This window comes from Psychroserpens citreus, from assembly GCF_055686305.1.
In genome coordinates, this window is sequence record NZ_CM145999.1 from 1,335,238 (window position 1) to 1,347,394 (window position 12,157).

The 12,157-nt window shown below is 33.1% G+C and carries 8 protein-coding genes; 1 reads left to right on the forward strand and 7 read right to left on the reverse strand.

The annotated features are described in order from the left end of the window. Nucleotides 1-30 precede the first annotated feature (30 nt). Nucleotides 31-621 (forward strand): riboflavin synthase, encoded by a 591-nt coding sequence (locus ACTU6T_RS06030; RefSeq protein ID WP_460220336.1) that lies wholly within the window; start codon nucleotides 31-33, stop codon nucleotides 619-621. 2 nt (nucleotides 622-623) lie between these two features. On the opposite strand, the gene ACTU6T_RS06035 is transcribed toward ACTU6T_RS06030, so the two are convergent. From ACTU6T_RS06035 to ACTU6T_RS06065, 7 genes are all read right to left on the reverse strand, one after another. Next, a complete protein-coding gene (locus ACTU6T_RS06035; RefSeq protein ID WP_460220337.1) occupies nucleotides 624-824 on the reverse strand; it encodes a PID-CTERM protein-sorting domain-containing protein in 201 nt (66 codons plus the stop codon). A gap of 255 nt (nucleotides 825-1,079) precedes the next feature. Further along, nucleotides 1,080-1,829, reverse strand: coding sequence for a LytR/AlgR family response regulator transcription factor (locus ACTU6T_RS06040; protein WP_460220338.1), 750 nt, complete (start codon nucleotides 1,827-1,829; stop codon nucleotides 1,080-1,082). Between the two features lies 1 nt (nucleotide 1,830). Further along, nucleotides 1,831-4,854 carry a sensor histidine kinase gene (locus ACTU6T_RS06045; RefSeq protein ID WP_460220339.1) on the reverse strand — a complete coding sequence of 1,008 codons (3,024 nt, stop codon included), beginning with the start codon at nucleotides 4,852-4,854 and terminating at the stop codon, nucleotides 1,831-1,833. Between the two features lie 156 nt (nucleotides 4,855-5,010). Next, nucleotides 5,011-5,754, reverse strand: coding sequence for a hypothetical protein (locus tag ACTU6T_RS06050; RefSeq protein WP_460220340.1), 744 nt, complete (start codon nucleotides 5,752-5,754; stop codon nucleotides 5,011-5,013). Nucleotides 5,755-5,945: 191 nt separating this feature from the next. Beyond that, on the reverse strand, nucleotides 5,946-9,395 hold the full coding sequence (locus ACTU6T_RS06055; RefSeq protein WP_460220341.1) for a 4Fe-4S binding protein: 3,450 nt from the start codon (nucleotides 9,393-9,395) through the stop codon (nucleotides 5,946-5,948). A gap of 86 nt (nucleotides 9,396-9,481) precedes the next feature. Continuing rightward, a complete protein-coding gene (locus ACTU6T_RS06060; protein WP_460220342.1) occupies nucleotides 9,482-10,036 on the reverse strand; it encodes an OsmC family protein in 555 nt (184 codons plus the stop codon). A 174-nt stretch (nucleotides 10,037-10,210) separates the two neighbouring features. Then, the gene (locus ACTU6T_RS06065) at nucleotides 10,211-12,061 is read right to left on the reverse strand and encodes a sigma 54-interacting transcriptional regulator (protein WP_460220343.1); all 1,851 of its coding nucleotides are present in this window, start codon (nucleotides 12,059-12,061) and stop codon (nucleotides 10,211-10,213) included. Between the last annotated feature and the right edge of the window lie 96 nt (nucleotides 12,062-12,157).

Below are 12,157 nucleotides of genomic sequence, written 5' to 3' on the forward strand. Positions count from 1 at the left end.
AATTGCAAATTTAACTATTTATTCGACACTATGTTTACAGGAATTATAGAAGACTTAGGAACGGTTACTAACCTTAAAAAAGAGCAAGATAATCTACATGTAACCATCAAAAGTCAAATCACTACAGAGTTAAAAATTGATCAAAGTGTTGCGCACAATGGTATTTGTTTAACTGTTGTTGATATAGAAGGAGATCAATATACTGTAACTGCCATAAAAGAAACAATAATCAAAACCAATATTGGTGATTTACAAATTGGTGACTCTGTTAATTTAGAACGCGCCATGAAACTTGGAGATCGTTTGGATGGCCATATTGTTCAAGGTCATGTTGATCAAATAGGGTTTTGCGAAAACGTTTCTGAAGATAACGGAAGTTGGTTGTATACATTTAGCTATGATGATACCCTAGGAAATGTTACTATTGAAAAAGGATCTGCTACAGTTAATGGTGTAAGTTTAACGGTTGTCAACTCTGGAAAAAACGAATTTAGTGTTGCTATTATTCCGTACACTTATGAACACACCAATTTTAAACATCTTAAAAAAGGCTCTATGGTTAATTTAGAGTTTGATGTCTTAGGAAAATATATTCAGAAACTTTACGAAATTCGATTGTAGGTTTAAGACTTTGAATTTTGAATTGTCTTTTTTATACCAAAGAAAGCTCCAACTATTACGGCTATTGTAGTAAAACCATCAATAGGTAAACCTGGAGGTGGTGGTGGCATTGGTGGCGGTGGGTCACTACCTTGTGCTACACATACAAAACTTATTAATACAAATAAGATCGAGGCTATGATTTTCTTGTTTTGTATTCTCATTATGGCGTAAAAGTATAAAAAAAAAGGTCTCAACAAAATTTATTAGCAAAAAAACATCCATAAAACGCAAAAAAAATCGACGAAATGCGTATTTTTTTAAGTTTTGCGTTAAATTTATATTAAAATCAAATATATGCTTTTTTGCGATAATGAAAAGCAAAACCGTACATTTTTCGTTTTAAATAATTGTTATAATGCATTTTACAACTTTTTATAAATAAATTATTCAACTTTCGTTTTATAAAACTTACATGATTATCGATGCAATCGATCTAAAACATCAATAACTTCAGACTTTTTTCTTACCGAAACAGGAACATTTTCTCCATTTTTTAACATTAGATAACCCCCATCGGTTTTAATAAACGCACTAATACATTGTAAGTTTACCAAATGGCTTTGGTGTATTCTTAAAAAACCATATGGTTTAAGCATATCAGAAAAATACTTTAATGTTTTAGTAACAAAAACCTTTCGGCCTTCTTTTAGATGAAACATAGTATTATTACTATCTGATTCACAACGAACGATGTCATCTAAATTCACAATAATAATTTTGTCTAGCGTATGTAATGAAATCTTATCAGGTTTTTGTTCTGGTGCAGATAAGGTGTCTTTTAAAATTTCCAAACGTTCTTTACTCGGTTGAATTTGTGATTTTGCTCTATCTATAGCTTGTGCTAAATCTTCATTACCATAAGGTTTCAATACATAGTCAATAGCTGCAAACTTAAACGCCTTTATAGCAAATTCATCACTAGCAGTTACAAAAATGATCTTTGATGCTAGATCTGGAAAAATCTCTAAAACATCAAACCCTGTACCATCTCCCAACATAATGTCTAAGAATAAAATATCTGGTTGATGTTTTCGAAGTACTTTGGCAGCTTCAACGACACTATGGGCAGTATCTATAATTTTAATGTCTGAATGATGCGTTTCAAGATCACTTTTTAAAAGTGCCATCGCATCTTTCATATCTTCTACAATAATTGCTGTTAACATATTAATAATCGGTTTCTAACGGAATTTCAAATACAATGGTTGTACCACTTATACTTCCGTTGTTGTGTTTTAGTTCATGAATTTTTAAAGCACCTTTCCCAGAAATAGATTCTAATCGTTCTCTGGTAACTTTGAGCGCCATAGATTGATGATCAGTTTTTGGTTTATGTTGTTGTGAATGATAAATCCCAATACCATTGTCAGAAACAGTTACTTTTAATTTGTCTTCAGAAGTCTCAAATTGAATTTTTAATTCACCATCTCTCGGGCCTTTTAAAATTCCATGACGAATCGCATTTTCCACAAATGGTTGAATTAACATTGGCGGAACTAAAATTTCCTCAATATCCAAATCTGTGTTAATTTCAATATCATATGTAAATGACGTATCGGCCATTAATCGCTCGACTTCAATATAATGTCGTAAGGTTTTTATTTCTTGATCTAATCCAATAGTATCCTTTCTTGAATTCACTAAAGTTTCTCTTAATAGAGTTGCAAAACTATTCACTGTATCGTTCATTTTATCGGGTTGCGAAGGTGCCATTGCTTTAATACCATTTAAAACATTAAATATAAAATGCGGATTCATTTGCAAACGCAGTGCTTTTTGCTCCAAAGAGAGTAAATGATTTTCTAATTCTAAGCGTTCTTTTTCTTTAGCATTATTACGCTTAATCCTTTTGATATATAAATACGTTAACCCTGATAAAACAAGTAAAATAAAACCAATAATTGTCCATTGAAACCATGTTTTTTTATACAATGGTGGCTCTATATAAAATGAAAAATGAAGAGGGTCGCTTTCCTTCCAACGATGATTTCTCGACTGAACGACAAAATCATGAGATCCAAAGTTAAGTTCAGAATAATCTTGAGTTGTTATAGGAGACCATGGGCTCCAATTGTTATCATTCAATTTGTAACGATACTCAATACCATTTGGATGATCTAAATCCACAGTTTTATACGAAAAACTGACTTGTGTTTGTTCTGGGTTGAGTTGTAATATATTCTTAGTATTGGTCCAAGATGCCAGGTCTATAGAGTCAATACTTTTAAAAGCAACTTTAACATCTTCTAAGTAAATAATCGGTTTTTCAGCATCTAGATTGGTCTCGGCAGGTTGGTATTCGGTAAGCCCATAAAGTGCCCCAAACCATAAATGTCCCTTATCATCTTTATCAACAGCATTTAAGCAGGTCTCAATACCGAGAAATCCATCATTCCTTCCGAAGAAAAATGCATCTTTTATCTGAGTATCTTTGTCAAGTTCTAACTTATCAACTCCTCGTTCGGTACCAACCCACAAATACCCTTGATTATCAAAAATGAGTTGATATATATTTTCTGAGGTCGTTTTCTTTAATCCTTTTAACTTTTTAAATGTACTAAAATCGTCATCATTAGACCACCAAATTCCTTGGCCAGCAGTACCTAAAAACATGATATTGTTTTGAAATAAAATAGTGTTAATTGGAACTTGTAAATCTAAAACCTGCCCTAAATGTGAGACTGTGTTATTTTGTAGATATCCTAAATGTCCATTTCGCGTACTATACCAAAATCGATTATTACTATCTTTTACTAGGTCTTTAATATAAAGATCCTGAATACCTTCTGCTGTAGCAAATGTTTTAGCAATAGTTATACTATCTGACTTGATATGATAGTTAAGTTTAACGACACCACTAGAATAAGTAGCGACATATATGGTATTATTGAAGGTACTTATTTTCCGAATCCAATCTTCTGGAAATCCGTTTTCCGTATTAAAAACTTTAATGATTTTTTCAGTTTTAGGAATTAACTTTTTACTTCGCTTTAGAGTGTCTATTGCATAAGAATCGATTTGTCTTTCTCCTTGAAATAATATACCTCTACCGTCAGATCCTGCCCAAATATTCCCATAAACATCAGATGTAATTGTCTTTATTTTGACATTAGAAAAAGGGTCTGGAGTCTCTATATCATGAATTCCAAAATCATCAATTCGCATAAGACCAGCTTCCGAATTGGAAAGCCAAATGGCATTATTAATAGCATGAACAGCATAGACTCGGTCACCATTGAGCCCTGTTTCGGTGTTAAAATGTTTGAAATTATTTTGAAAGTACTTATACAGTCCTCCACCAGAAGTTGCCATCCAAATATTAGATTGGCCATCTTGAAGCACTTGTCTGACATTAGGGACCGACAAGCCATTAGAACCGTTGAGTGTAAACAATTCACTATTGGTTTCGGTATTAATAACAGTTACGCCATTACTATCTGTGGCAATCCACAATTCGTTAGTATTAAAAATTGAAGCGCTATTTATTCGAAGCGGTTCTCTTATTAAAATTTGAGTTTCAAAATCATCAGATTCAAATGCTAAAGTACCATCATTGAAAGTTGATGCAAATATTTTGTTTTGAGATCCTACCAAAGCTTTAAAGTTACCACGTTCTAATTTTTGAAATAACTTAGGGTTAGACATTGTTCCTGAAAATCGCCATAAGCCATCTTGCATTGCCAACCATATATAATCATTAAAAACTAATACATCATTGATTTGAAGATTATCAATCTCAGGATGAAGTTTAATTTTCTCAACAGAAAAATCTTCTTTTACTCGAAATACGCCTTGTATAGTTAATAACAATATTTGATTATCTATTTCAGATATCTTAATAATTTCTGGTGTTTTTGTATTGAAAAACTTAGCTTTTTTCCTAACCGACAGCCCTTCTTTAGTTCCAATAAATATTGTATTATTTAAGGTATGAATGGCATTTATATAATTAGATGCTAATCCATGCTTATTATTAAACACTCTAAAATTATTCCCATCAAATCGTGCTAAACCTCCTCCTTGAGTACCCAACCATAAATACCCTTTTTCATCTTGAGCCATAGCATAAACTTGGGATTGAGGTAATCCATCTTCAAGCGTATATGCTCTTAATTGCCTATTTTGTGAATAACTATACAATACAGCACCTAAGAATAAAAGTATACAGATATATTTGTTTTTTTGTTTCAAATCTGAATTTATGATTTCAATGCAACTTACAATTTTGAACGCAGTTTTTATACTTGAAGTATATACAAAATTTATATAACTGTTAAAAGCGCTGTACCCATAACGATATACAGCGCTCACAACATGAATCACAACATCAACTAATTTTCATGAATTTTATTTATTATCCAATTCGCATGAATATGCATAATCGGTTTTGTCTAAATCGACTTTTTCTAAAGCAGCTAAACTTGACGTTTGCATTAATTTATTGTTTTTGAACACCACATATGATGTGTTGTCTGAAACATCACAGCTTTCGCCTTCATTGTTACATAGTGAAATTACATCTGTTCCATAGGTATTATCCTTCTTAGCAATGATATTGACAAGTTCGTGATGAAGCGTTTCTGATTTTACAAAAATCTTATCTACCTCAGCGCCATTCCTAACAGCTCTAATTTGAAAACGTTTGTAGCCTTTATAATCAACTCCAGCTTCTCCAAATACAAATTTGATTTCTGGATTGATTTGACTCACCATTGTTTTTTGTGAGATGAGTCCGCCCCATATCCATCCAATTTGTGGTCCCATTTTAATTTTATAAAATCTACTCGTAACTCCATTAATGGTTTGTGGCGATTCACTTTTTGCTAATAACCTTACGTTGGTTCCTATTTTAAGTGTAGTTAATTTTTCACAATGAATCGAAGCGCAATCTCGCATAGCAACATCATCTCCGAGTAAATATTGTGATGCATCTGCAGCTGAATTTGAATAGACTTCAAATTGGACTTCGTTGGTTTGTGCATAAATATCAGATGCGATAAACAACATTGCCAAAATCATAATGGCTTGAAATAATTTAGTAGCTCTTGTTTGTGTTTTGTTTTCCTTTTGTATGTTCTTTAAAGTCTTCATGGTATTTTGATTTATAGATTAATACTTTTTTGATACTTCAAAGATATGTTGCATCTAAAGTGAAATTTGAGTGCTTCTAGAATTCGTTAAGGATGATTTAGAATTCGTTGAGTAAAACATTTTAAAACAAAAAGACTCTAGTTCTCACCAAAGTCTTTTAGATTATCTCACTCACCTCATTTAGCTCTGTATCATTCTGATGCAATTAGGTAATTTTGTCTATTATTAAGCTCTCTTGAAGCTATCTCTAAATAATTATTAAACCGTTTATCAACCTGCTTTTGAATTTGCTTCATTAAGAGACTAAATTGTTCTTGATCATTTAGAAATAATTTTGAAAACCGCTTTTCCAACTTTAAATAGTCCTGAATTTTTATTGAAGGGGCATCAGAATCTAATTGTAAGCTATTTAAATTCTGATCTGCTCGACGAGGATCATGTCGGTACAATAGCCATTGTCCAGAATTCACTGCTGCCTTATGATACTGAGTTGGTCTCATCATATCAATTCCATGAGATTTACTGTGAGTGTATGCGATAATAATTGAAGGGCCATCATAGCTTTCGGCTTCAATAAATGCTTTTAATGTTTGTTCTTGATTAGCACCTATAGCAACCGAAGCTACATAAACATCCTCATAAGTCATGGCTATTAAGCCCAAATCTTTCTTTTGCTTGGTTTTACCAGCAAACCCAAATTTAGCAGATGCTCCAAATGGTGTTGCTTTAGACATTTGACCTCCGGTGTTAGAATACACTTCATTATCTAATATTAATATATTAACATTTTTTCCTGAAGCAATGACATGATCTAAGCCACCAAATCCTATATCATAGGCCCATCCGTCACCACCAACACACCAAACACTTTTTTTGACTAAACTGTCAGCAATTTTCAAAAGTGATTTTGCCGTCTTGGAGTTCATGGTTTTTAAACTATCTTTTAAAATCTTAATGCGTTTTCTCTGTTGAATAATTTCAATTTCAGTATGTTGTTTGGCAGAAATGATATCATGCACCAAATCGAAATCTAAAATAGCCATCATGTCTTTTAATAAACGCTTAGCTTCTAACTCTTGGTGATCTAATGATAATCGAAACCCTAAACCAAACTCGGCATTATCCTCAAATAATGAGTTGGACCATGCAGGCCCTTTGCCTTTAATTGTTTTGGACCAAGGTGTCGTTGGAAGCGCTCCACCAAATATTGAACTTGAGCCTGTAGCATTTGCCACTAATAAGCGATCTCCAAATAACTGAGATAATAGTTTTAAATATGGTGCTTCACCACAACCATTATCACCTGTAGCATATTTGAACAATGGTTCTTGTAGTTGCTGCTGGTTAAGCTTGGTCCTATCAATTTTTGTTCTATCAAATTCTTGAATCGATTTAAAAAATGTCCAGTTCATTGAATTATCATTCTTTTCGTTTTTCAATTCAAGTGCATTAACCTCACAAGCATCAACACAATTATTACACCCATTACATTGCTCATTATTAACCTGAATGCTTAGGTGCATTCCATCAAAGTCTTTAGATATTACAGATTTAAAATCTGCTGGAGTCACTTCTAAGTCTTCCTCATTTAGCACTTTCATACGAAGCGCACCTTGCGGACAAGCTAAGGTACAAGCACCACATTGGATACATGATTCTGGGTCCCATTTAGGAATATTTTCTGAGTATTTTATTGGATTGTATAGTGATGTGTTAGTAAGGAATGTTCCATCGATCGGGACATCACTTACCTTAATATTCTTGCTTTCGTTTCTTAATAATTTACCTATAAGCGTCGCCGAAAAATCAGCATTATGAAGAGCATGATGTCTTTCTAAGTTGGTTTGTTTTAGTGTATTTACTTCAATAATTTTTGTACACAATTCTGTCAACCTATTTGAATACACAAAACCACTATTTAAATACAAAAAACAAGCTCCTAAAGCAGAAACAGTTGTGTTTCCAATGGTGTAATTGTGTTTTAATTTTTTTATATCAGTAACATGTAATAAAACCTCCTTTTCTATTATTCGTCTTTGAGTTGCTGCCGATAGTGATTGCCAAAATTCGTCAGATGTTAGTGAGGTATTAACTAATAATTTTCCCTTTGGTTTTAAGTTTTTTAAAACCGTGTCATTTTCAATATAGGGTGTATTTTGACAGGCAATAAAATCTGCATTAGTAATTAAGTATGGTGCTTTTATGGGTTTAGAATCAATGCGTAAATGAAATAGATTTCTTGACTGAGATTTTTTATAATCTAATTCAATATAAGATTGAACATAATTTGATTTCTTTTGACCTATTAATTCCGGTAAAGATGATAATTGATTGTTATCTCTTGTTGATTTTTGGCCATAGAAAATGGCTTGAAATCCATTGGTTTCTAGTTCAAAATCCAAATCTATTGTTAGACTTAAATTTGTAATATCATCTTCAATGCCAACCGTAAAATTATGTATTGGGCTATCTAATTTTATATTATTGAAAACAGCCTTAACCATGGCAGGTGTAAACTCTTTTGAAGACAAGCCATAACGTCCACCAACAATAAGTGGCAATGTCTGTAATTGGTTGTTTTGAAACGCTTCCGTTACTGTATTTTTAACATCAAGAAATAAGGGCTCTCCTGTTGCTCCTGGCTCTTTAGTTCGGTCTAATACAGCAATAGATTTGCAGGTTTTAGGCAGCACTTGGATAAGGTGCTTTGTACTAAAGGGTCTAAATAATCTAACTTTAACTACTCCAAATTTTTGACCTTGTCTATTAAGTTGAGTGATTGTTTCTTCAACAGTTTCAGATGACGATGCCATAGTTATAATTATGTGCTCTGCTTCTGGGTGACCTGTATAATCAAAAAGGTGGTACTGTCTATTTGTTAGTTTCGCAAATTCGTTCATTTTTGATTGTACAATTTCTGGACAAGCATTATAATGTGAGTTAGTTGCTTCTCTACTTTCAAAAAACACATCGGAACCTTGAGATGTTCCTCTTAATACAGGATGATTAGGATTTAAAGCTCTGTTCCGATGTGCATCAATCAACTTAAAATCTATCATTTTTGAAATAACCTCATCAGAAAGCATTTCAATTGTACTCGCTTCGTGAGATGTTCTAAATCCGTCAAAAAAATGTATAAAGGGAATTCTTGACTCTAAAGTTGCGGCTTGAGCAATTAAAGCAAAATCATGAGCTTCTTGAACAGATGCAGCACCAAGCATAGCATAACCAGAACTTCTTACAGCCATGATATCGCTATGGTCTCCAAAGATTGATAAAGCGTGAGTTGCAATTGTTCGTGTAGCAACATGAATGACATTTGGTGTTAATTCGCCAGCCATTTTATACAGGTTTGGCAACATTAATAATAAGCCTTGAGATGCAGTAAATGTAGATGACAAAACACCAGTTTGTACCGCTCCATGCATCGCTCCTGCAACCCCACTTTCACTTTGCATTTCAAAAACAGAAGGTGTTGTACCAATAACATTAGGCATTTGTTTTGCCGACCATTCTTCTACCAATTCAGACATTTCAGAAGCTGGTGTTATGGGATAAATAGGGAATACCTCATTTGTTTTATAAGCAATTTGAGCCACTGCTTGATTAGCATTTAAAAGCTTATGTGTTTTATATTTCATGATTAATAGAGGTATTATTGGTTTTTGATTAATGAACTAAAAAAGGCTATGAACCTAAAAGCATAGCCTTTTTTAATATTCTAGTATTACTCCTTTACAATTTCGATTGAAATTGGTGTTGGATTACTAATCATGTCAAAAACAGGTGAGAATTTTGCGAAATTTTCTAAAGCTTCAACTGAGGCATCAGATTTTACTTTTAATGTAAACTTGATACCATCAAACCCCATACGAACTTCTGGATCTAAACCTAAAAACCCATGTAAATCTGCGTTACCTTCTAAAGATGATGATGCACTCTCAATAGTAACGCCATTGGCAGCCGCATGGTAAACCATTGCTCCGGTTAAACATGATCCTAATGAGTGTAGTAAAACTTCAGGTGGTGTTGCTGCTTCATCTTGCCCTAATAATACTTGTGGGTGACTACACTCCATTGTGAATGTGTCTTGGCGCGATTCATCTTCGGCACCAACGCCATAGAACCCTTTAATACTAGACACACAATGTCCGCCATCAATCCAATTATTTTTAGCTCTAAATTGAAATTTTGCTAATTCTGGATTAGTTTGTACTGCACCAATAGTTTCTACTAATTGATCTACATTTACTCCGTTTTTAATGTTTGCTGTTGTAATCATTGTTTTAAATTTTATTTGTTAAACATTTTATTTGACTTTAATAAAGCCAATGATGTGCCAAACATTATAAACATTTGATTATCAATTATTTATGTTGTTATTTAAAACAATATAACGTAACGAAATTTAGTAAAAAAACTAAATTTCGTTAAATTATTAACGATATATCGTGAATTAGATTGGGCGTTCGATACCGAATGCCTTAATTTTAGAAGTTAATGTGGTAGAAGGTAATTGGAGTAGTTCTGCAGCTCCATTTTTACCAGAAATTTTCCAACGTGTTTGTTTTAATGCTTTTAGAATATTTTCTTTTTCCAGTGTTATAAGTTCTTTCGTTGTGTATATTTTGTCCTTTTGGTTTTCGCTTTTTAAATCCACATCTGTAGTCATTTCAGGAATAATAGCTTTCAAATTAATAGTGCCATTTTTAGATACAATAATTGCACGTTCAATAAGGTTCTGAAGCTCACGAACATTTCCAGGCCAATGATAATCTAATAATTGTGATTTATCTACCTGAGATAATTTGGACAATGGTTTTCCTAGCTTTTTTGAAAAATGACGCATCATGTCTTCAGCAATTAAACAGACATCATCACCTCTATCTCTCAGCGCTGGTACTTCAATAGGAAATACATTAAGTCTATAATACAAATCCTCACGAAATTTGCCTTCGGCCGCATGTTGCAGTAAATCTCTATGGGTCGCTGCTATAATTCTAACATCAACCTTAACAGTTTCTGAACTACCTACAGGATCAAACTCACCTTCTTGAATTACACGTAATAACTTTGGCTGCAATTCTATAGGCATTTCTCCTATTTCGTCTAAAAAAATTGTACCCTTATCGGCCAGTAAAAAGCGTCCTTTACGATCAGCAGTGGCACCTGTAAATGCTCCTTTTTTATGTCCAAACAGTTCGCTCTCAATAAGGTTTGATGGTATGGCACCGCAATTAATTCGGATTAACGGTTTGTTATTTCGTTTGCTAGCCTCATGAATAGCACGAGAGACTAACTCTTTCCCCGTTCCAGTCTCGCCATTAATTAAAACCGTAGCATCTGTAGGAGCAACATGTTTTACTAACTCTAAAACATTCTGCATTTTAGGATGCTCTGCAACGATACCATATCCGCTTGTTAATTCTTTTATTTCGTCTTCTAAATATTGTGTTTGCTTAGTCAAAAAACTAATGTGATCTTCTGCCTCTAACCGTTCTTCAATATTTCTAAGGATTAGTGTGTAAAACGTTTCCGTTTCATTTCCATAGGCACTAATAGTTCCTTCGTTTAGAGTTTCCGTTTCATTAGATCCAATGACTTTTACGACATTAGGAATGTAATCACTAAAAGCTTTGCCTCTATTTGCTTGAGCTTTTTTAACAAGTACTTCAATCACTTCAGCGCTCTCATCATCAAAAAAATAAAGCACATTTCTCTGTGTGACATCATCATTTTCTAAAACTTTGTTAGCTGAAGGATTAGTTAATACAATTCTAAAATTACTATCAAACATAATGATCGCATCCATAGCGCCATTAATAAGGCCGTTAGTCTTTGAACTAGCCATTTCCAATTCTAATTTAGAGGTGGATAATTGCTCTTGAATGGCATCTAACTCTCGGTGACGCTTAATCATTACTGCCAAAATACCCTGAGCAAAACCACTATCATTAGACATCAGGTTCAAAAAATCTTGACGTTCAATCTTTAATGCAGAAGTTCGTTCAATCGCTGTAACTGAAGCTGACCGCTCCTTGTTATCAATTAGCGCATATTCACCAAAACAATCTTGAGTTTCAAGTGTTCCATAAAGATGCTCTTTATCATGTACCTTAACCTTGCCTGTTAATATAACATACATAGAGTCTCCACTATCTTCTTTAGAAATAATAGTTTCATTTTTTCTAAAAGACACTTCAGTAGTATTTTCTAATAAGTGCTCAAGAGAGGCTGTTGATACTTCAGAGAAGAACAACACTTCAGATAAAAAATTGATACGATTCTTGGATGTGTTCTCTAACATTAATGCATGAATTTCAAGTTAAAGATATTAATTATTATTTTCAGAACTATGAAATAATGGCATCTCAAAACAATTTTAATTAACTTAGTAGCACTT